General features: G+C 58.6%; 24 protein-coding genes. 14 read left to right on the top strand and 10 right to left on the bottom strand.

Annotation, left to right across the window (positions count from 1 at the left end):
* Positions 1 to 80: 80 nt before the first annotated feature.
* From dnaA to mutM, 5 genes are all read right to left on the bottom strand, one after another.
* Complete coding sequence (dnaA, locus tag GH722_08785; GenBank protein ID MRG71864.1) at positions 81 to 1,505, bottom strand: chromosomal replication initiator protein DnaA; 1,425 nt, start codon at positions 1,503 to 1,505, stop codon at positions 81 to 83.
* Positions 1,506 to 2,123: 618 nt separating this feature from the next.
* The gene (rpsT, locus tag GH722_08780; GenBank protein ID MRG71863.1) at positions 2,124 to 2,390 is read right to left on the bottom strand and encodes a 30S ribosomal protein S20; all 267 of its coding nucleotides are present in this window, start codon (positions 2,388 to 2,390) and stop codon (positions 2,124 to 2,126) included.
* Between the two features lie 83 nt (positions 2,391 to 2,473).
* On the bottom strand, positions 2,474 to 3,250 hold the full coding sequence (locus tag GH722_08775; protein MRG71862.1) for an enoyl-CoA hydratase: 777 nt from the start codon (positions 3,248 to 3,250) through the stop codon (positions 2,474 to 2,476).
* A gap of 47 nt (positions 3,251 to 3,297) precedes the next feature.
* Entirely contained in the window at positions 3,298 to 3,666 is a 369-nt protein-coding gene (locus tag GH722_08770; GenBank protein MRG71861.1) for a hypothetical protein, read from the bottom strand.
* A 16-nt stretch (positions 3,667 to 3,682) separates the two neighbouring features.
* On the bottom strand, positions 3,683 to 4,525 hold the full coding sequence (gene mutM, locus GH722_08765; GenBank protein ID MRG71860.1) for a bifunctional DNA-formamidopyrimidine glycosylase/DNA-(apurinic or apyrimidinic site) lyase: 843 nt from the start codon (positions 4,523 to 4,525) through the stop codon (positions 3,683 to 3,685).
* A 46-nt stretch (positions 4,526 to 4,571) separates the two neighbouring features.
* On the opposite strand from mutM, the gene ubiE reads away from it, so the two are divergent.
* The 3 genes from ubiE to GH722_08750 all read left to right on the top strand — a co-directional run bounded on the left by ubiE (position 4,572) and on the right by GH722_08750 (position 7,980).
* On the top strand, positions 4,572 to 5,336 hold the full coding sequence (ubiE, locus tag GH722_08760) for a bifunctional demethylmenaquinone methyltransferase/2-methoxy-6-polyprenyl-1,4-benzoquinol methylase UbiE (protein ID MRG71859.1): 765 nt from the start codon (positions 4,572 to 4,574) through the stop codon (positions 5,334 to 5,336).
* Between the two features lie 76 nt (positions 5,337 to 5,412).
* Positions 5,413 to 6,936 carry a 2-polyprenylphenol 6-hydroxylase gene (gene ubiB, locus GH722_08755; GenBank protein MRG71858.1) on the top strand — a complete coding sequence of 508 codons (1,524 nt, stop codon included), beginning with the start codon at positions 5,413 to 5,415 and terminating at the stop codon, positions 6,934 to 6,936.
* Positions 6,937 to 6,945: 9 nt separating this feature from the next.
* Complete coding sequence (locus tag GH722_08750; GenBank protein MRG71857.1) at positions 6,946 to 7,980, top strand: adenosine deaminase; 1,035 nt, start codon at positions 6,946 to 6,948, stop codon at positions 7,978 to 7,980.
* A 5-nt stretch (positions 7,981 to 7,985) separates the two neighbouring features.
* Here GH722_08750 and GH722_08745 read toward each other — a convergent pair whose 3' ends face one another.
* The 3 genes from GH722_08745 to GH722_08735 all read right to left on the bottom strand — a co-directional run bounded on the left by GH722_08745 (position 7,986) and on the right by GH722_08735 (position 9,879).
* Positions 7,986 to 8,651: a hypothetical protein gene (locus tag GH722_08745; protein MRG71856.1), complete on the bottom strand. Its 666-nt coding sequence runs from the start codon at positions 8,649 to 8,651 to the stop codon at positions 7,986 to 7,988.
* A complete protein-coding gene (locus GH722_08740; protein MRG71855.1) occupies positions 8,648 to 9,214 on the bottom strand; it encodes a sigma-70 family RNA polymerase sigma factor in 567 nt (188 codons plus the stop codon). The genes GH722_08745 and GH722_08740 overlap by 4 nt, the downstream gene beginning before the upstream one ends.
* A gap of 179 nt (positions 9,215 to 9,393) precedes the next feature.
* The gene (locus GH722_08735) at positions 9,394 to 9,879 is read right to left on the bottom strand and encodes a hypothetical protein (GenBank protein MRG71854.1); all 486 of its coding nucleotides are present in this window, start codon (positions 9,877 to 9,879) and stop codon (positions 9,394 to 9,396) included.
* A gap of 98 nt (positions 9,880 to 9,977) precedes the next feature.
* On the opposite strand from GH722_08735, the gene GH722_08730 reads away from it, so the two are divergent.
* The gene (locus GH722_08730; GenBank protein ID MRG71853.1) at positions 9,978 to 10,589 is read left to right on the top strand and encodes a CDP-alcohol phosphatidyltransferase family protein; all 612 of its coding nucleotides are present in this window, start codon (positions 9,978 to 9,980) and stop codon (positions 10,587 to 10,589) included.
* A gap of 11 nt (positions 10,590 to 10,600) precedes the next feature.
* Here the strand turns inward: GH722_08730 and GH722_08725 are convergent, their stop codons facing one another.
* Positions 10,601 to 11,119 (bottom strand): hypothetical protein, encoded by a 519-nt coding sequence (locus GH722_08725; GenBank protein MRG71852.1) that lies wholly within the window; start codon positions 11,117 to 11,119, stop codon positions 10,601 to 10,603.
* A gap of 235 nt (positions 11,120 to 11,354) precedes the next feature.
* Between GH722_08725 and GH722_08720 the strand changes: the two genes are divergently transcribed.
* The 10 genes from GH722_08720 to GH722_08675 all read left to right on the top strand — a co-directional run bounded on the left by GH722_08720 (position 11,355) and on the right by GH722_08675 (position 20,241).
* Entirely contained in the window at positions 11,355 to 12,719 is a 1,365-nt protein-coding gene (locus GH722_08720) for a signal recognition particle protein (protein MRG71851.1), read from the top strand.
* A 32-nt stretch (positions 12,720 to 12,751) separates the two neighbouring features.
* A complete protein-coding gene (gene rpsP / locus GH722_08715; GenBank protein MRG71850.1) occupies positions 12,752 to 13,219 on the top strand; it encodes a 30S ribosomal protein S16 in 468 nt (155 codons plus the stop codon).
* A gap of 5 nt (positions 13,220 to 13,224) precedes the next feature.
* Positions 13,225 to 13,776, top strand: a complete 552-nt coding sequence (gene rimM, locus GH722_08710) for a 16S rRNA processing protein RimM (protein MRG71849.1) — start codon at positions 13,225 to 13,227, stop codon at positions 13,774 to 13,776.
* Positions 13,769 to 14,524 (top strand): tRNA (guanosine(37)-N1)-methyltransferase TrmD, encoded by a 756-nt coding sequence (gene trmD / locus GH722_08705; protein ID MRG71848.1) that lies wholly within the window; start codon positions 13,769 to 13,771, stop codon positions 14,522 to 14,524. The genes rimM and trmD overlap by 8 nt, the downstream gene beginning before the upstream one ends.
* A gap of 4 nt (positions 14,525 to 14,528) precedes the next feature.
* Positions 14,529 to 14,984 carry a 50S ribosomal protein L19 gene (gene rplS, locus GH722_08700; GenBank protein ID MRG71847.1) on the top strand — a complete coding sequence of 152 codons (456 nt, stop codon included), beginning with the start codon at positions 14,529 to 14,531 and terminating at the stop codon, positions 14,982 to 14,984.
* Positions 14,985 to 15,082: 98 nt separating this feature from the next.
* Positions 15,083 to 16,489 carry a 3-isopropylmalate dehydratase large subunit gene (leuC, locus tag GH722_08695; GenBank protein MRG71846.1) on the top strand — a complete coding sequence of 469 codons (1,407 nt, stop codon included), beginning with the start codon at positions 15,083 to 15,085 and terminating at the stop codon, positions 16,487 to 16,489.
* Positions 16,490 to 16,502: 13 nt separating this feature from the next.
* Positions 16,503 to 17,126, top strand: coding sequence for a 3-isopropylmalate dehydratase small subunit (gene leuD / locus GH722_08690; GenBank protein ID MRG71845.1), 624 nt, complete (start codon positions 16,503 to 16,505; stop codon positions 17,124 to 17,126).
* A gap of 39 nt (positions 17,127 to 17,165) precedes the next feature.
* Entirely contained in the window at positions 17,166 to 18,701 is a 1,536-nt protein-coding gene (locus tag GH722_08685; GenBank protein ID MRG71844.1) for a hypothetical protein, read from the top strand.
* A gap of 81 nt (positions 18,702 to 18,782) precedes the next feature.
* On the top strand, positions 18,783 to 19,892 hold the full coding sequence (gene leuB / locus GH722_08680; protein MRG71843.1) for a 3-isopropylmalate dehydrogenase: 1,110 nt from the start codon (positions 18,783 to 18,785) through the stop codon (positions 19,890 to 19,892).
* 64 nt (positions 19,893 to 19,956) lie between these two features.
* Positions 19,957 to 20,241, top strand: coding sequence for a hypothetical protein (locus GH722_08675; GenBank protein MRG71842.1), 285 nt, complete (start codon positions 19,957 to 19,959; stop codon positions 20,239 to 20,241).
* A 205-nt stretch (positions 20,242 to 20,446) separates the two neighbouring features.
* Here GH722_08675 and GH722_08670 read toward each other — a convergent pair whose 3' ends face one another.
* A complete protein-coding gene (locus tag GH722_08670) occupies positions 20,447 to 21,232 on the bottom strand; it encodes a multidrug ABC transporter permease (protein MRG71841.1) in 786 nt (261 codons plus the stop codon).

Raw genomic sequence — 21,232 nt, 5'->3', positions numbered from 1 at the left:
GAGTCGGACTATACCAGAAATCACCGAAGTCAAAAGCGAAAGCAGGCGGAAACCGGCAGCTAACAGCCGCTTTCCGGCCTTTAGCTTTCCAGCATGCGCCGAAGCAGTTCCACGTCTTCGGCAAAGCTTGGATCAGCGGCCCGAAGTTCGTCGACTTTCTTCACCGCATGCATGACCGTTGTATGGTCGCGACCACCGAAATGCCGGCCAATTTCCGGCAGGGAACGGGCGGTCAGATGCTTCGACAGATACATCGCGATCTGGCGCGGACGGGCCACAGCGCGGGCCCGACGGGCAGAAACCATCTCCGCGAACTTGATATTGAAATGTTCGGCAACCCGCTTCTGGATCTCCTCGATCGTCACCCGCCGGTCATTTGCCCGCAGCAGATCGTGCAGAACATCCTGAACGGTCTCCAGCGTGATCTCGCGACCAACCAGCTGGGAATGGGCAATCACCCGGTTCAGGGCACCTTCAAGCTCACGCACATTCGATGTGATCTTGTGAGACAGGAATTCCATGATCTTGTCCGGCACCGGCACGCCCATCTTCTCCGCCTTGGACTGCAGAATGCCCAGACGAAGCTCATAGGTCGTGGAATGGATGTCGGCAACCAGCCCGCAGCCCAGACGTGAGCGCAACCGCTCTTCCATGTCTTCCAGCGCCGCCGGTGACTTGTCGGCGGAAATAACGATCTGACGGCCCTGATCGACAAGCGCATTGAAGGTGTGGAAAAATTCTTCCTGGGTCGAATCCTTGCCGCCGATGAACTGTACATCGTCAATCATCAGCACATCGACCGAGCGGAACTGCTCCTTGAAATCCATCGTATTGCGCTCACGCAATGCCCGGATAAAGCGATACATGAATTTTTCAGCCGACAGATACACAACGCTGCGATGCGGCGCGAGTTTCTGAATATGCCAGGCGATGGCATGCATCAGATGGGTTTTGCCCAATCCGACACCGCCATACAGAAACAGGGGATTGAAAGTAACCGCACCGGCCTCGGCCACACGCTGCGCCGCCGCATAGGCAAACTCGTTCGGCTTGCCGACGACAAAACTGTCGAAGGTAAAACGCGGATCAAGCGAAGCGCTGATATCCGTACGTTCATCATATCGCGCAGACGGGCGATAGGCAGAGGCAGGGGCACTGTCCGGCAGCGGCGCAGACGCAGGCTTGCTTCCCGCATCATCATCCTCGCTCTCCAGCCGGGCCACATCTTCGGCGCGACCGGGACGGACAATAACTTCCACACCCTTGATTTTCGGATTCTCGTCACGCCAGAGCTCTTCGATACGCGCGGCGTAATTTGAAGCAACCCAGTCCCGCATGAACCTTGTCGGAGCGGCAACACGTACTACCCCACTGTTACGAACCTCGGCGAGGGACATCGGCTTCAGCCAGCTTCTGAAAGCGGCATCACCAAATTCCTTCTTGAGTTGCCCCCGGATTTGCACCCACTGGGATTCAATTGCCAGATCGTTGCGAGCTCGCTCCATTCTATTCCGTCTTCCCCTGCGCGCATCCGACAGTCGGCAATCCGTCAGCATACACAACGTTAACATTCAACTTCGGTGACCCGCCGGACAGGCACCGTTCAAGACATCCGGAAAAAATCCCGGCAAACACAGATTTAAATGTTCCCCAAGGACTCCGGACCCCAATCCGGAGACCAATGGCAAATAAGCCTGCATTCAACTTTTGGTTCAACTATCCGATGCAAAGACTAGGAAGCCCAAGACTTAAAGAATTCAGACAGACGACCGGTACTCTTCTCCTCAGACATCTCACCCAAAACACAGCCGCACGGCATTTTTTCTAAAAAGATCCGAGTCGACTACATTTTGGCGACAGAGGCATTGCGCCTCCGATGAAGAGCAGACTATCTGCGGTCCGTGAGCCGCGCAACGGCTGAATCCGGCTATGATCCAAATAAAATTCTTGACTTTGAAAAGGTCATTTTGACCCCGTCACTTGGCTTTAAAATGACCAAAAGGGGCTTGCATAAACGTCATTTAAGGGATGTGACAACCATCACCGGCGAGAACGAAAAAAGGCGCTGCAATTGCAGCGCCTTGAACTCGTCGGCGTTAGAAGATCGCCAATATATGCACGTATTAAGCGCCGAGCGTCTTCACCCGGTTCGACAGGCGGGAAATTTTCCGCGCTACCGTGTTCGCGTGAAAGATGCCGCGGCTGACGCCACGCATCATTTCGGGCTGGGCTTCTTTCAGGGCTGCCGCAGCGGCGGCCTGATCGCCAGCGTCCAGTGCCATTTCGACCTTCTTCACGAAGGTACGAATGCGGGCGCGGCGCGCAATATTCACATCGGTGCGACGACCGTTTGTGCGGATGCGCTTCTTCGACGACTTATGATTGGCCATGTGTTTATCCTGTATCAGCGTTCTTAGCCGGAGGCGGGCTTATACAGACCGCCCCGGGCACCGTCAAGCGATGAAGGCCTGAATTACTGGTGTTTAAAACTCGGACGGCGCTTTTCAATGAAGGCCGCCATCCCTTCCTTCTGATCTTCCGTCGAAAAAGTCGAATGGAACAGACGCCGTTCAAAGCGCACCCCTTCTTCCAGGGTCGTCTCATAGGCCCGGTTCACCGACTCTTTTGCCATCAGCACGGAAGGCAGCGACAGATTGGCAATGGTTTCCGCGGTCTTCATGACATCATCCATCAGATCCGCCAGCGGCACGATCCGGCTTACCAGCCCCGCACGCTCGGCTTCCTCGGCATCCATCATGCGGCCGGTCAGGCACATTTCCATGGCCTTTGACTTGCCCACAAAGCGGGTCAGACGCTGGGTGCCCCCGGAACCGGGAATGGTTCCGATGGTAATTTCAGGCTGACCGAATTTCGCATTATCCGCAGCAATGATGAAATCGCACATCATCGCGACTTCACAACCGCCGCCCAGCGCATAACCGGCAACCGCCGCAATGACGGGCTTGCGGCATTCCGCCACACGGCCCCAGTCAACGGTGATGAAGTCTTCCTTATAGACATCCATATAGGTCTTCGGCTGCATTTCCTTGATGTCCGCACCAGCGGCGAAAGCCTTCTCGCTGCCGGTAATGACAATGCATCCGATTTCCGTGTCCGCCTCAAAATCATCCAGTGCCTTGGCGAGTTCACGGATCAGAGGCGATGAAAGCGCATTCAGCGCCTTCGGGCGGTTCAGGGTAACAACCCCGACCTTGCCCTTTTTCTCTGCAGTAATGTTCTCGTAAGCCATGATGTGCTTTTCCTTTGAATAACCTCGTGGTGCAGGGCGCTCCGCAATCAGTCCGGCGTCAGCGTGAACCGGACAGTCGTTGGCGCGCCCCCGCTGATCTGCTCAATCGTGAGCGTTTCTCCCTCGCGCCGGTAACTGCCGGCGGCAAGACGGCTCCAGCCGAGTTGTGGCAATGTTGCATCATAGAAGTCGGTAATCGCAGACATCGCCGCGTCCCCTTCCGCCCATGCTTCGACAATTCTGCCGCGCGTGGTCTCGAACACGGTTGCAGCATCGGCCACTTCGATCAGGCCCGGCATCAGCGGCATATCCTCAATGACAGACAGGAACTGGTCGTTCTCTGCACCGTCAGCGGGGATCGCGAAACCGGCGGCGATCACTGTGAGCGCGGTAATTAGGGACCTTCTGGTCAGCATGGGCCGATCTGATACATCACCGCTGCCGCTTTGCACAATAGAAACTCGACCGGCCGGACTGCACAATGCGATGAACCTGACAGGGTGTGGCTTCCTTGCGACAGCCGGGGCAACTCTCTCCCTCACGGCCATAAACCGCCCAGTCATGCTGGAAATATCCAAGCTCACCGCTTGCCTGAACATAATCCCGGAGAGAGGATCCACCGGCGGCAATGGCCCGTTCCAGCACCTGTTTGATCGCCGGGACAAGTTTCTCAGCCCGGACCAGCCCCACATTTGCCGCCTGCCGCCGTGGCGAGATTCCCGCGTGATACAGCGCCTCGCAGACATAGATATTGCCCAGGCCGGCGACGATCCGCTGATCCAGCAGGGCTGACTTGATGGGCGTCTTCCGGCCCTCCAGCCGGGCCGCGAGATAAGGCCCGTTGAAGGCATTACCCAGTGGTTCCGGCCCGATATCCCTGAAATAGGCATGATTATCCAGGTCCGCGCCTGCGATCAGGTCCATATAGCCGAACCTCCGGGGGTCACAAAACCGCACCCGGTCGCCATCTTCCGTCGTGAAAATGATATGATCGTGCTTTTCCGGCGCAATGCCGCCATCTGCCCGGTCAATGACCATCCGCCCGCTCATGCCGAGATGAGCGACCAGCACCTGACCGTCATCCAGAAACATCCGGATATATTTTGCCCGTCTGGAAATGCTTTCGACCCGGCGTCCCTGCAAACGCCCGCCCAGACCTTCGGGCAGCGGAAAACGCAGGTCCGGACGGCGAACCTCAACAGTGGTCAGCACCCGCCCTTCCAGATGAGTGGCCAGACCGCGACAGACAGTTTCGACTTCAGGTAACTCAGGCATGCGCACAAGCTAGCCTAGCCGGAGACGTTAGGCTATCTTCCCGCGCATGAGCAGCGCAGAAAAATCGGACCCGTCAGCCACCGCCAGTTTTGGCTTCACGGAAGTCCCTGAAAACGAGAAAGCCGGCATGGTCCGGGGCGTCTTCGATTCCGTCGCCGGACGCTATGACCTGATGAATGATCTGATGAGTGGTGGCACCCACCGGCTCTGGAAGGATCATTTTGTCGCCCGTGTCGCCCCGAAAGATGGCGAGGCCATTATCGATCTGGCCGGCGGCACCGGTGACATCGCCTTCCGGATGTCAAAGGCAGCCCCCGGCGCCCGGATCACCGTCTGCGACATCAACGAGAACATGATCCGTACCGGCCGCAGCCGTGCCATTGACCGCGGCATTCTGCAGGGCCTCGACTGGACCGTCGGCAATGCCGAACAGGTTCCGGCACCGGACCGCAGTTTTGACGCCTATACCATTGCCTTCGGTCTGCGCAACGTCACCCACCCGGAACGGGCACTGGCCGACGCCTACCGCGTTCTGAAACCCGGCGGCCGGTTTTTCTGCCTGGAATTCAGCCATGTTCAGGCCCCGGCCATGGCCGCTGCCTACGACCTCTATTCTTTCCGGCTGTTGCCGAAAATCGGTCGCTATGTCGCACGCGACGAAGAAAGCTATCGCTATCTCGCTGAATCGATCCGCATGTTCCCGCCGCAGGAAAAGCTTGCCGACATGATGCGTGAAGCCGGGTTTGAACAGGTAAAATACCGCAACCTGCTCGGCGGCATCGTCGCCATTCATTCCGGCTGGCGCATCTAGACATGACAGGCCCCGTCTCACTTCATTCCCTCCTGATGCGACGGCATACCGTCACCACACCAGTCAAAGTTTCCTGATGATCCGATCTGTTCGACATATATTCCGGATGTTCCGGCTGGCCGCCATTCTGGCCCGGCATGATGCGCTGTTTCCACTTGCCCGCTTTGCGGCGGCGGCACCCGCGCTCTGGATTGCCCGCCTGCTCTGGCGCAGGGGGACGGACGGACGGCCCGGAGAACGTCTGGCGCGCGCCCTTCAGGATATGGGGCCAAGCTTCATCAAACTGGGTCAGGCCCTGTCCACCCGGTCCGATCTGCTGGGCGAAGAACTGTCGAATGACCTCGCTTCCCTGCAGGATGCCCTGCCCCCGTTCGACGGCAAGCTGGCGCAGGAGATCGTCGAAATCGAACTCGGCGGAGATATCAGCAATTTCTTCAGCGAATTTGATATCCGCTCGGTTGCCGCAGCCTCCATTGCCCAGGTGCATTTTGCCACCACGACTGACGGTCGCGAGGTCGCTGTCAAAATTCTCCGGCCCGACATTGAAGCTGCGTTCATCCGAGATATCGATTTCCTGAAATGGGTTGCCGAGATCATCCATTCGACCCAGCCCGCCATGCGGCGCCTCAAGCCGATCGAAATGGTGGAAAAGTTCGAACGCACCTCCATCATGGAGCTGGACCTGCGGTTTGAAGCCGCCGCCTGCGCCGAGCTGGGGGAGAATTTCACCGATGATCCGGATTTCCACGTGCCCGAAGTGGACTGGACACGGACATCAGAACGGGTCCTCACGCTGGAACGGGTCAGCGGCATCGCCGTCGATGAACGCGACGCCCTGATTGCGGCCGGTATCGACCCCCAGAAAGTTCTGGAAACCTCTGCCCGGGTATTTTTCCAGCAGGTGTTCCGAGACGGTTTTTTCCATGCGGACATGCATCCCGGTAACGTCTTCGTCCTGCCTGACGGGTCAATCGCACCGGTCGATTTCGGAATCATGGGACGGATCGACAGGCGGACACAAAAATTCCTGGCTGAAATGCTGATCGGTTTTCTGTCGCGGGATTACCGGCGTGTGGCAGAGGTCCATTTCGCCGCCGGTTACGTACCGGCCGGTCAGTCAAAAGATGATTTTGCTCAGGCCGCCCGGTCGATTGCCGAACCGATACTGGGCCTGCCATTGTCACAGATATCTGTGGCGCGCCTGCTGGGGCAGTTGTTTCAGGTCACGGAAACCTTCCGCATGGAAGCACAGCCCCAGTTGCTGTTGCTGCAGAAAACCATGCTGACCGCAGAAGGAACCGGACGAAAACTCAACCCCTCGGTCAATATGTGGGAGCTGGCCAGACCGCTGATCGAACAATGGATGATCGATACCGTCGGACCGCAGGCCAAGGTTCGTGATACACTGGAAGATATCGCCCGCCGGACCCCGCGTCTGCTGGACAATGCCGAGAAGGCTGTCGCCACGCTGGCCGGACAGGGCATCAAGGTCCATCCTGAATCGATGGACTGGCTGAGCGGCGGCAAGAGGCGCAGTGCCACGCCCTGGGCGTTGTGGGTACTGGTCGCCGTCATGGCAATACTGGTTTTCGTCGATTAGGAGGCAGACATGCAGCCGGCGGGTTTCAACATCGAAGACTATATCGCCGGCTTGCCCAAGGCTGAACTCCATCTCCATATCGAAGGCACGCTGGAGCCTGAAATGATGCTGGCTCTGGCAGAGCGCAACGGCGTTGACCTGCCCTACAGCACGCTGGACGACGTGCGTGCGGCCTATCAGTTCGACTGCCTGCAGGATTTTCTCGATGTCTATTATGCCGGAATGTCGGTTTTACAGACCGAGCAGGATTTCCATGACCTGACCTTTGCCTATCTGCAGCGTGCCCATGCCGACAATGTCCTTCATTGCGAGATTTTCTTTGATCCGCAGGGCCACACAGATCGCGGCATTGCCTTTGAGACGGCGCTCAACGGTATCTGTTCCGCTCTTGACCGGGCCGAGGCCGCTTTCGGGCTGACCTCGCAGCTGATCATGTGTTTCCTGCGTCACCTGTCGGAGCAAGCCGCCTTCGAAACGCTGGCGCAGGCGCAGCCACACCGGAGGCGCATCGCCGGGGTTGGTCTGGATTCATCAGAAGTCGGTCATCCCCCAGCGAAATTTGAACGGGTCTTTGCCGAAGCAGCGCGTCAGGGCTACCGGCTGGTTGCCCATTGTGGCGAGGAAGGACCGGCGGACTATGTCCGTGATGGTCTCGACCTGCTGAAAATTGACCGCATCGACCACGGCAACCGTGCTCTTGATGACCCTGAACTGACGGCACGGATTGCCCGTGACGGCATTGCGCTGACGGTCTGCCCGCTCTCCAACCTCCGGCTTCAGGTCGTCACTGACCTGCGGGATCATCCGGTCCGCCGGATGCTGGATGCCGGGATGAAAGCAACCATCAATTCAGATGATCCCGCCTATTTCGGCGGCTATATGACTGAAAACTATCTCGCCCTGTCCCGGGCGCTCAACCTGACACGATCCGAGATTGACCAGCTGGCGCAAAATGCCATGGAAGCCGGGTTTCAGGATGACGACCGCCGACAGGCCTGCCTGGCAGCACTTCACCGCTACAGGTCAGCCCATCCCCCGGGCTGATCCGGTCAGCCGAAAGCGCGGGAAATAATCGGGTCGAACAGACGCCCGACCGGACCTGTCAGCCTGATCGGGCTGTCGATCACCACAAGACAGATACAGTCTTCCTGCGGCAAAGCCGTCGGGTTGTGGTCGGTATCACGATCCGCAAAAACCGCATCTCCGGCCTGATACCGGCCAATGCCGTCGTCATAGGCCCCCTTCAGCACCAGCGTCCATTCATCACCGGTATGAGTATGCTGAATGCTTTTACGGCCCGCCTTCACATGGATCAGCTGGGCATCCGCCCCGTCGCGGCCCTTGTTGAGATCAGCATACCGGACCGCCGGCCCAAGACGACGCCAGCTGGCCGAGGCCAGACCGCCGCTCAGATAGTCCCGCAACGGGGGAAACGCGCAGGGGTGATCACCGGAGAGAGATGTTGCAGGGCGCAGGGGTTCCGGCGCCAGATCATCAAGCTGATCGAACAGCGCCGCCTTTGCCGGGTCTGACATCTGTACATCAGCCAGCTGATCCAGCAGATCGCCGCCAAAGCTTTCCATCTTGCGAACCGTCTCCCGGCAGACCGGGCAGAAAGACAGATGCGTCGCCACCATCAGCGCATGGCTCTCGCCGAGAGCGCCGGAGGCATACTCCATCAGCAGTTCTTCATGCGGGTGAAATGTCGGCTTCATTCTTCTGTTCCATATGCCTGTCGAAGTTTCTTCATCGCCAGCCGGATCCGGGATTTTACCGTTCCCACCGGCAGGTTTAGCCTTGCGGCGATAGCGCCATGTGCAAGCTCTTCATAATACGCGAGCCGGATCAGATCGGATTGCTCCTGCGGCAGCGTTTTTATCGCCGCGCGCAATGTCAGAGCTTCCTGTTCCCTGTTCAGAGCCACATCAGGTGCGGTTTCCGGCTCCGGTTGCAGCATCGGCTCATCCGGATCGAGGGAAGGCCGGCGTTCCTTGCGAATCCGGTCGATGCTCTTGTTCCGGGCGATGGTGAACAGCCAGGTGGTGAAGCCGGCCTTTGCGCCATCAAACTGCGCCGCACGCCGCCAGACCAGAATCAGGGTTTCCTGAACCAGTTCCTCAGCATCGCTCTCCGAGGTACCAAGCCCGAGGAAATAGCTTTTGAGACGCCCGGAAAAGAGATCGAAAATTTCTCCGAAAGCGGATTTGTCATGGCTTTCGGCAATGCGCCGCACCAGTTCAGCACAATGTTCCGGTGTCGGTTTAGGGCGTCCGGACATCTTGCTCACAAACCAGTAGCCGCGATTTCCTGCTGATCGTCCATCTGCCGCAACAGCTATGCCCACGATACCGTGCCTCGCCCTGAAAATCAGAATACGGATCAATCATCCATTTCAGCTTTCTACGACAGGGCGGCCCGGATGGATCACCATCATGCGACATATGACAGAAAGACAGCTTATCCCTTGGTGACGGAGATTTTCAGCTGATAGTCCGCCGCATTGCGCGGATTGGCGGATGAGGTGAACAGGCTGGTATCATTCTTCAGAATGAGCAGTTCACGAAGCGGGCCCATCAGATCTTCGAAGATGTTGAAGCTGTTCTGGAATTTTTGCATGATCCAGCGTTCGCTTTCAACCACCCTGCCATCAACCAGCACCGCATCATACATGTTCATGATGATCGACAGACGCTGGGCGAAACTCAGCTTGTCGGATATTTCTTCGAGGAAATCATCGACATCATTAACCTCGGTATAGGCAATCGCTTCCTTCGTCAGTGCAGAAACCTCATCCCAGGTCAGATCACCGCGGCGGACATGCTTGCCGAACACGGTCATGAACTCCGCCATCTCCTCCTCGACGATGCGACCATCAGCGCGCATGATATAGGCAAGAGACGCGGCAATAATAAGCAACGGCTTGGCGGATAAATCTTCGGACATGGTATTCTCCCCTCAACTGCTGCCTGTTTATGCCGCATGCAGTCAAACGCGACAACCTGATTAACCGCCCGGCGCCAGACTCTCAGGGAAATGTCATTATGCTTGATGCCAGAATCAGACCTTACATTGATCGACCACTGGCTCTTGCGGCAGAAATACTGGTCGCCCGGAAGATATCTGCCAACACCGTCACCCTCGCAGGTTTTTTTATCGGCCTCGCGGCCGTACCGGCAATAGCCGCCGGGGCCTATCCTCTTGCGCTCACCCTGATCCTGATCAACCGGTTGTCGGACGGCCTTGACGGGGCGGTTGCCCGGCTGACCGGGAAAACCGACCTCGGCGGCTATCTCGATATCGTCTGCGATTTCATTTTCTATTCGGCCATCATCTTCGGCTTTGCGCTGGCCAGCCCCGGGAACAGCCTGTCCGCCGCTTTCCTGATCTTCAGTTTCATGGGCACCGGTTCCAGCTTCCTCACCTTTGCCATCATGGCGGAAAAGCGGGGCATCACGACAGATATCCGTGGCTCAAAGTCGCTCTATTATCTGGGCGGCCTGACGGAAGGCACGGAAACCATTGCCCTGTTCGTGGCGATCTGCCTGTGGCCGGAATATTTCCCGGTGCTGGCCTGGGCCTTCGGAGCGCTTTGCTGGGTCACGACAATATCGCGGATCATTGCGGCCCGGCAGACATTCGGAGATGCCGGATAGGTCTTCGTCGCCTAATGCTCTCCCTCACGATACAGCGACCGGGTGGCGCCCCGGACCAGCATGCCGAAATAGTCATGGCCACTGGTCGCGATATTCGGTGTCCGGCCCTGTACGTCAGACAGGCGACGTGACCCGCCGCAGAACACCATCCGCAGGGTCAGTTCACCGCTGCCCACCGCGGCAGTCTCCGGAACCTCTCCCTGACATATCCGATCACCCGACGCACCGGAGCCATTGAAGACCACAAAGGTGCGGGCGTCATCAGTCGGAAAATCCGGCCCGGCCTGCGCATATTCGATCACCCGGCCGATCTGCACGACCGACATTTCCTTCAGCGTCCGTTCCGCCACACCGCCGTCATTGAAGGGATCACCGATCACCACCACCGGCATCGGACCATCGGCAATAGTCGCAATCAGCGTGCTGTCGATACCGCTTTCCTGATAGCTGACCACGGAGGTCGGCACATCATCACAGGCGGTCAATGCCAGCAGGGCCGCAAAAGCCGCAAGGCGGTGAAGTGACTGCATGGATATTCCTCATCATCAGCAATATATGGATCAAGTCTCCGCCGCCACGCCCCGAAATCAAGCCGGGCCTTGACTCGCAGCCCGATTTGCCGTTTAAAGCCCGCCGTTCTGCAGAGTTCAGACACAGCTGCTCCCGTATCCATATCTACACGGGGGTCCGCCAGTCCGCGAGGGTTCGCGCACTGGCGCATTTGCGTTTGGGCGATCAGAACTGTTGTTACAAACGGAAGTGCCGATGTTCGACGCCTTACAGACCAGACTTGGTGACGTCTTCGAGAAGCTGAAACGCCGCGGCGCGTTGAGCGAGTCCGATGTATCGGAAGCGCTCCGCGAAATCCGTGTTGCGCTGCTCGATGCCGACGTCGCCCTGCCGGTCGTCAAGGAACTGATCGACAAGGTTCGCGAAGAATCCGTTGGCGAAAAGGTTCTGAAGTCGGTCACGCCCGGCCAGCAGGTCGTCAAGATCGTCCACGACACCCTGACCGACATGCTGGGCCGTCAGGTCGAGGATCTGGACCTGACCGTCAGCCCGCCGATGGGCATCATGGTGGTTGGTCTGCAGGGGTCCGGTAAGACCACATCCTGCGCCAAGATCGCCAAACGTCTGACCGAAAAAGACCGCAAGCGCGTGCTGATGGCATCGCTCGACGTTTACCGTCCGGCCGCCCAGCAGCAGTTGCAGACACTCGGTGACAGCATTCTGGTGCAGACCCTGAACATTGTTCCGGGCGAACCGCCTGTCGCCATCGCCAAGCGCGCCCGCCAGACGGCGCTGCTCGAAGGCTTTGACGTTTATATTCTCGATACCGCCGGTCGCCTGTCGATCGATGATGCGCTGATGACCGAGGTCGAGCAGGTCCGTGATGCCACCAAACCAGCAGAAACGCTGCTGGTGGCGGACGCCATGACCGGTCAGGACGCGGTCAATGTTGCCGACACATTCAACCAGCGTGTCGGTCTGACCGGCATCATGCTGACCCGTGTTGACGGTGATGCACGCGGTGGTGCTGCACTTTCCATGCGGGCCGTGACCGGGCGCCCGATCAAGCTGCTCGGTGTCGGTGAAAAGCTGGAAGATCTGGAGCCGTTCCATCCCGAACGTATCGCCGGCCGTATTCTTGGCATGGGCGATGTGGTCTCGCTGGTCGAGAAAGCCACGGAACAGTTCGAGGCGGATGAAGCCGAAGCACTGGCCAAGAAACTCCAGAAGGGCAAGTTCGACCTCGATGACATGGCGGCCCAGCTGAAGCAGATCACCAATATGGGTGACATGGAAGGTCTGCTCGGCATGTTGCCCGGTGTCGGCAAGATGAAAAAGCAGCTCGCCAACGCCAATATCGACAGCAAGGCCATCGGACGGCAGACAGCGATCATCTCGTCGATGACCAAATCCGAGCGGGCCAACCCGAAACTTATCAATGGCTCCCGCCGCAAGCGCATTGCCGCTGGCTCCGGCGTGGATGTCCAGGACGTTAACCGCCTGTTGAAACAGCACCGTCAGATGGCCGACATGGTCCGGAAGATGGGGAAAATGGGCAAAAAAGGAATGATGCGCGGACTGGCCGGCATGATGCCGCCGGGCTTTGGCGGTCCGCGTTAATCACTGAATTCGTAAAGAAAGGAACTACCTGAATGTCTCTTCGTATCAGACTGTCCCGTGGCGGCGCCAAGAAGCGCCCGTACTACCGCATCGTGATTGCCGATTCACGCTCACCGCGTGATGGCAAGTTCATCGAGCGTGTCGGCACCTACAATCCGATGGTCCCGCAGGATCACCCGGAACGTATCCTGCTGAAGGAAGACCGGATCAAATACTGGATGGGCGTTGGCGCCCTGCCGTCAGAGCGCGTTGCGAAGTTCCTCGGTCAGGCAGACATCATCCCGATGCCGGCGATCCCGAGCCAGACCAAGAAGAACCAGCCGAAAGCCAAGGCCCAGGAACTTCTGAAAGCCAAGGCGAAGGCCGCTGAAGATGCTGCTGCCAAAGCCAAGGAAGAAGCTGAAGCGGCTGCTGCCGCTGCTGCTGCACCGGCTGAAGAAGCTCCTGCTGAAAAAGCTGCCGCAGAAGAAGCACCGGCCGAAGAAACCGCCGCGAGCTGACGATCATGACGGACAGCCGCGTCTGCATCGGCGCCTTTGCCGGCGCGCATGGAGTACGCGGTGGCGTTCGTCTGAAGTCATTCACAGCGGAATCGTCGGATATTGCATCCTACGGACCGCTGGAAGACGAAGCGGGAACGACGCGATACGAGATCCAGCTGACCGGCGAGGCAAAAGGTTTGCTGACCGCCCGGGTAAAGGGGATTTCGGATCGCGATGCGGCACTGGCCCTGAAGGGTGTACGGCTTTATGTCGATCGCGCCCGGTTTCCGGAGCCGGAAGAAGAAGAATACTACCATACCGATCTGGTCGGTCTGGTGGTGGAGTTGCCGGACGGGACACCGTTCGGAAAAGTAAAGAGCGTCGCGGACCATGGCGCGGGCGATATTCTTGAGATCGTCCGGCCGGATGCCCCGGCAGTACTGACGCCCTTCACCCTGGCGGCGGTACCTCTGGTAGATATTGCGGGTGGGCGGATTATATATGATCCGCCGGAAGAGATAGACGGCGAGGCACCGGAAGGTGCCGGTGAAGGTGACGTAAAAGGCGATGACTGAGTCAGCCGAACAGAACAAGGGATGGCATGCCACCCTGCTCACGATCTTCCCGGAAATGTTTCCGGGATCGCTGGGCCTGTCGCTGGCAGGACGCGCGCTGGAGAAGGGGCTGTGGTCGCTTGAAACTGTGGACATCCGCAGTTTTGCACGCGATAAACACGCCTCTGTCGATGCCACCCCGTTCGGAGGTGGTGCCGGCATGGTTATGCGGCCCGACGTTGTCAGCGACGCCATTGAAGGCGCCGGTGGCGTTGGCCCGCTGATCTATCTCAGCCCGCGTGGACGCCGCTTCGACCAGAAGCGCGCGCGTGAATTGGCAGAAGGTCCGGGATTGCGGATCCTCTGCGGACGGTTTGAAGGGGTCGACCAGCGTGTGCTGGAGGCTCATGAGGTTGAGGAAATCAGCCTCGGTGACTTCATCCTGTCGGGTGGCGAACCGGCGGCACTGGCCGTCATGGACGCCTGCGTCAGGTTGTTACCGGGTGTGGTCGGCAGCGAGGAATCGCTGTCGGAAGAGAGTTTCGAGACGGGGTTGCTGGAGCATCCCCACTATACAAGGCCCCAGGTTTGGCGGGGTCGGGCGGTGCCGGAGGTTCTGATCTCCGGGCATCATGGGAATATCGAGGACTGGCGTCGCGGCCAGTCGGAAGAACTTACGGCAGCGCGCCGACCGGACCTCTGGGCCCGGTATCGCACTGACCGGGATAATTCCGGGGACGTCGCGACAAAGCAGCAGGAAAGGGCGTAAAGCCATGAATATGATTGAACAGATCGAAGCCGATCAGATCCAAACGCTCGGCAAGAACATTCCGGAATTTGCACCGGGAGACCTGGTTCGCGTGCAGGTGAAGGTCATCGAAGGTGATCGTGAGCGTCTGCAGGCTTATGAAGGCGTCTGCATCGCCCGCAGCAATAACGGCCTGAACTCCAACTTCACGGTCCGCAAGCTGTCCTACGGCGAAGGTGTGGAGCGCGTGTTCCCGCTCTACAGCCCGAACGTTGCAGAAATCGAAGTGGTTCGCCGCGGCAAGGTTCGTCGTGCGAAGCTGTATTATCTGCGTGGCCGCGCCGGCAAGTCCGCGCGTATCGCCGAGCAGACAACCGGTACGAAGGCGAAACTGCGCCAGGAAGAACGGGTTGCAGCTGCTGAGAACCGGACATCGCGCCGGAAGAAAAAAGCCGAAGCCGCGGCAGCGTCCGGCGAATAAGACGACCAGCGCCGCACCCGCTCAGGGCTGCGGCGCTTTTCGTTTCGGGAAGAGAGTCACAGCGGACTGGTTCCGCCAGATGGAGAGGCATGACTGATATGGTTGCACCACGCACATTGTTCGAAAAAATCTGGGATACCCACCTGATTGATCGTCAGGATGACGGGTCTTGCCTGATCTATATTGACCGCCATCTGGTCCATGAAGTCACCAGCCCGCAGGCTTTCGAGAACCTGACGCTGACCGGTCGCAAGGTCCGCCGTCCGGAACTCACCCTGGCGGTCCCCGATCACAATGTGCCGACCAAGAACCGGGAAGCCGGTATCGAGGATGAGGAAAGCCGTATTCAGGTCGAAACCCTGCAGAAGAACTGCGCAGATTTCGGCGTGCCGCTGTTTGATACCTTCGACCCGCGTCAGGGCATTGTGCATATCATCGGCCCGGAACAGGGCTTCACCCTGCCCGGCGCCACCATCGTCTGCGGCGACAGCCATACCGCGACCCACGGTGCCTTCGGCGCACTGGCATTCGGTATCGGCACCTCGGAAGTTGAACATGTGCTGGCGACCCAGACACTGGTTCAGCCGCAGTTGCAGAACATGCGCATCAATGTCACCGGCAAGCTGCCGGCCGGATGCACCGCGAAAGATCTGGTGCTGGCCCTGATCGGCAAGATCGGTACCGCCGGCGGTACAGGTTATGTCATCGAATTCGCCGGACAGGCGATTCGGGATCTGTCGATGGAAGGCCGCATGACGGTCTGCAACATGACCATCGAAGGCGGTGCCCGCGCCGGTCTGATTGCACCGGACGAAACCACGTTTGACTATCTGAAAGGCCGCCCGATGTCGCCGAAGGGCGCCGCATGGGAAGCCGCTGTCTCCTACTGGAAAACCCTGCCGTCCGATGACGGTGCGGTTTACCAGAAGGAAGTCACCATGGATGCCAGCGACATCGAACCGCAGGTCACATGGGGCACCAGCCCGGAAGACGCCCTGCCGATCAGCGCAAAGGTACCGGCACCGGAAGACTTTGCTGACCTCGGCAAGCGCTCCGCCGTGAAGCGGTCACTGGACTATATGGGCCTGACCTCCGGCACCCCGCTGGAAGAAGTGAAGATCGACAAGATGTTCATAGGCTCCTGCACCAATGGCCGCATCGAAGATCTGCGTGCCGCCGCCGAAGTACTGAAGGGCCGCAAGGTCGCCGACAGTGTTCACGCCCTGATCGTTCCGGGTTCCGGCCTGGTGCGCGAACAGGCCATCGAGGAAGGCCTCGACAAGATCTTTATCGAAGCCGGTGTCGACTGGCGTGAGCCGGGTTGCTCCATGTGTCTGGCGATGAATGCCGACAAGCTGGAAGCCGGTGAGCGCTGCGCCTCGACATCCAACCGTAATTTCGAAGGTCGCCAGGGCAAGGGGGGACGTACCCACCTGATGAGCCCGGCAATGGCCGCGGCGGCTGCCGTCATGGGTCATCTGACCGACGTTCGCAAACTGGTCTGAGGGAGAAAGTAACATGGACAAGTTCAACAAACTGACCGCTGTTGCGGCCCCGCTGCCACATGTGAACATCGACACCGATGCGATCATTCCGAAGAACTTCCTGAAGACCATCAAACGCACCGGTCTCGGCAAGAACCTGTTCGCGGAATGGCGTTATAATGACGACGGTTCGGAAAAACCCGATTTCGTGCTGAACAAGCAGGCCTGGCGCAAGGCGCAGATTCTGGTTGCTCATGAAAACTTCGGTTGTGGCTCCAGCCGCGAACATGCCCCCTGGGCACTTCTCGACTTCGGCATTCGCTGCGTCATCGCACCGTCTTTCGCCGATATCTTCTACAATAACTGCTTCAAGAACGGCATCCTGCCGATCAAGCTGCCGCGCGAGCAGGTCGACCAGTTGATGGAAGACGCTGAACGTGGCGCCAATGCCACGATCACCATCGATCTTGAAAACCAGACCATTCAGGGTCCGGACGGCGGCGAGATCAGCTTCGAAGTCGATGCTTTTCGTAAACACTGCCTGCTGAACGGCCTTGACGATATCGGCCTGACCGAACAGAAGGCAGACAAGATCGACAGTTTTGAGACCGAACGGAAAATGTCCCAGCCCTGGCTGTCAAATCAGGCTGCCGAATAAACCCGGACAGGGTCTCCTGAGCATTTTCTGGCCCCCGGGATGCAGAAAGTAAGCAACTACGACCAGCTGGCAGCCCTCAATCTGATTCCGGCTGCCAGCTGGGTCTTTGATCTCGACCATCATCAGATCTGGTGGGGCAATCAGGCGGCGATTGAATTCTGGCAGGCGAAAGATCTGGCAGACATGAAATCGCGTGATTTCTCCAGCGACACCGGCATGGTGCGCCAGAGACTGCGTGACAGTTTCAACAATACGCCGGAAGGCTCCTTCGCTTCAGAGTCCTGGACACTCTATCCCAGGGGCCAGCCGACAAACGCGCTGCTGCATCTTTCACCCCTGCTGATTGAAGAAGGCCGGGCTGCCGTCCTCATACATCTGATTGTCATGCCGCAGGACAAGGCGGATGATCCGGACCCGAATGCCCAGCGGCTTCTGGAGGCAGCAAGATACAGCCAGACAATCGTCCGGACTTACTCCAAAGAAGGGCGGTTGCTGTCACAGAACCCCGCCGCCGCATCGGTTTTCCCCGCCCTGCCCTCCATGTCGGCAGATATCGCCATCGGAGCGATGTTTGAAAACCCTGAAACCGGTGACCGCATTCTGGATGACGTGTCCCGGGGCATTTCCGGATGGCATGAAGAAATTGTCATTACCGCCGCCGGGAAACGATGGTACCGGCTGAATGCCCAGCCTGCCTTTGACCCGGTTACCGGCCTCCCTTCAATTATCGTCAGCGGTGAGGACACAACCGAATCCCGCAATATTGTCGACCGGCTTGCGGCCATGAATGAGTCACTGGAAAGACGGGTTGAAGAACGCACGACCGAACTTCGCGACGCCCTGACACTGGCCATACTTGCCAGGGCCGAAGCAGAAGAGGCTAACAACGCAAAATCCAGTTTTCTTGCGCAGATGAGCCATGACCTCCGGACGCCCCTGAATGCCATCATGGGCATGTCTGACCTGATGCGCAGTGAAGTTTTTGGTCCGATAGGCGAGAGATACAAAGCCTATAATGAAGATGTCCTGAATGCGGCAACGCATCTGCTGGCGCTGATCAATGACCTGCTTGATCTGTCCAAGATCGAAGCCGGTGCGCTTGAACCGGTTTTCGAATGGTGTGTCATCAGAAGCATCATTACCGAAGCCTGTGATATTGCCCGTCGTGGAAGCGGGGGTCGGTCCCCGGAGATTACGGTCCAGATCGACGGCGATCCGGAAATTTTCAGTGACCGGCGAATGATTCTCCAGATTCTTGTCAATTTGCTGTCAAACGCAGTGCGCTTCACACCGGAAACCGGACAGATCTATGTTGCAGCTGTAACACGCAATGATGTCACCCTGCTGCGGGTGCGCGATACAGGTGCCGGCATTCCCGCCGACAAGCTGGAAGACGTCCTGACCCCCTATCGTCAGGGTGATCCGGAACTGGCAGCCCAGAATCAGGGCACCGGCCTTGGCCTGGCTATTGTGAACAGCCTGTCTGTCCTGCTCAGTGGCTCAACCCGGATCGAAAGCACCGTCGGGCAGGGAACCGAGGTTATCGTGACCCTGCATCATTCAAAGGTTTCATAAATTGTACCTTTCGGTGACCCGGTCTGACCGCTAAAAACAGCATCAACAAATTCACGCTTCATTCCGACGGAGGAAACGACTATGGCTGCCAATAAAAAATTGCTGATCTTGCCCGGTGATGGCATCGGCACGGAAGTAATGGCTGAAGTACGGCGCGTCATCGACTGGATGGACAAGCGCCGCCATGTCTCCTTCGACATCAGCGAAGACAAGGTTGGTGGTGCGGCTTATGACGAATATGGCACCTCGCTGGCCGACAAGACGCTGGAAACCGCACTCTCTGTCGATGCGGTGCTGTTCGGTGCTGTTGGCGGTGCGAAATGGGATAATGTCGAACGCCATCTGCGTCCGGAAGCGGGTCTGCTGAAACTCCGCAAGGAAATGGACCTGTTCGCCAATCTTCGCCCGGCGACCTGCCTGCCGGCACTAGCACAGGCCTCCAGCCTGAAGGAAGAACTGGTCTCCGGCCTCGACCTGATGATCGTTCGCGAACTGACCGGCGGTGTCTATTTCGGTGAACCACGCGGCATTTCCACCCTCCCGGACGGCCGCAAGCAGGCCATTGATACACAGATCTACGCCTCCGATGAAATCGAGCGGGTCTGCCGGGTGGCCTTTGAACTGGCTGGCAAGCGTTCCGGCAAGCTGCATTCCGTCGAGAAGGCGAATGTCATGGAGACCGGTGTGCTGTGGCGTCAGATTGCCACCGAAGTGGCGAAGGACTTCCCGGACATCACCACCGAACATATGTATGCCGACAACTGCGCCATGCAGCTGGTCCGCAACCCCAAGCAGTTCGACGTCATTGTGACCGACAACCTGTTCGGTGATATCCTGTCGGATTGTGCGGCCATGCTGACCGGCTCACTCGGCATGCTGCCGTCAGCCTCTCTCGGTGCTGCCGACGATTCCGGCCGCCGCCGCGCCCTCTACGAGCCGGTACATGGCTCCGCCCCCGACATTGCGGGCACCGACAAGGCCAACCCGCTGGCAACCCTGCTCAGCTATGCGATGACGCTGCGTTACAGCTTCGACATGACAGAAGATGCCGACCTGATCGAACAGGGTGTCATGAACCTTCTGGCCAGCGGCATGCGTACCGGTGACATCATGCAGGACGGCAAGACCCTGACCTCCTGCACCGGCATGGGCAAAGCCCTGATCGGCGAACTGGACAAGCTGGCCGCTTAACGGTCACTCTGTCTTCCCTCCCGGAGCGATCCGGGAGGGAAACATTCCTTGTCCGGTACTCATCATGCGCCTGCTCCTTGTTCTGCCTGTCCTGCTGCTCTCCACCGCCCCGGCGATGGCGGTCACGCCCGAGGAATGCCGGACAGCTCTCGACGCCCTCCTTGACGAGATCGAGACCAACCGCAGCTATGCAGAAGACATCTACCGCGAAAGCCTGAAAGCCGCCGACACCGACTATGAACGCGAGGTCTGGCAAGCCGAGATCGACAAGGTCTACGATCAGGAAGAACGCGAACGCAGCCGCGCCGACCATATGTGGCGCGACTGCATGGCCGCCACCGAGGGCTGAGACCCGCACGCGACGCCAGTTCCCCGCCGACCCCGCAGTTTACCCGCCTCCCTCATACCTCCCTCCTCATCCTGAACTCGTTTCAGGATCCCACCCCGCCTGTCTGAGCCTGTGCAGACAGGCGGGGTGGGGTCTCAGGAGATCCTGAAACGAGTTCAGGATGAGGGGAAAGGGAGCGGGTGTATAATAACGAAAATCAGACAGCTCAGTCTTTCAGGCGATATCCGGACCGGAACATCAGCCAGACGGCGGCGGTGACTGCGAGGGCTGATCCCAGCACCACGCTGAAGCCGGTCAGCGGGGCGACTTCAGACTGGCCGAGAAAGCCGCCCCGCATACCATCAATCGCGTAATAAAGCGGATTGATCTCGACGATCCAGCGCAGCGATTCGGGCAGACGGTCGGCGGTGAAGAACATGCCGGAAAGATAGGTCAGCGGCATGAAAGCGAAGGTTTCCACGGCCTGCCACTGGTCCCATTTATTGGCGAAGATGCCGAGGACCATGCCAAGAGACGACAGCAGCAGCAGGATCGCCGGGACAAACAACAACAGGCGCAGCGGGGCTTCGACCGTCATTGGTGAACAGAGCCAGACGACGCTGCCGACAATCGCAAGGTTCAGCAGTCCGTTGATGATGCCCGACAGCAGGTAACCGGTAATCAGCTCACCCGGCCCCATCGGGGGGACCAGTACATCACCGATAATGCCCTCCATCTTGTCGAACATGAGGGAGATCGAGGAATCTTCAAAAGTCCGTTCCATCATGGCATAGGCCACAAGGCCGGGAGCGATGAACAGGATCGCCGGAACGCCGCCTATCGTCTCCCGCAGATCGCCCAGAATCAGCCCGAAGACCGCCAGCATCAGCAGCGCGGTGACGGCCGGGGCCAGCAGGGTGATCTTGTAGATATCGACCATCCGCAGCCATTCACGGCGGACCAGCGTCGCGATGCCCATCCAGTTGACGAGACCGACGCTGCGGACCTGCAC

The organism is Alphaproteobacteria bacterium HT1-32, assembly GCA_009649675.1.
Classification (GTDB): Bacteria; Pseudomonadota; Alphaproteobacteria; order Rhodospirillales; family HT1-32; genus HT1-32.
This window is presented reverse-complemented; position numbering and strand designations above follow the sequence as displayed.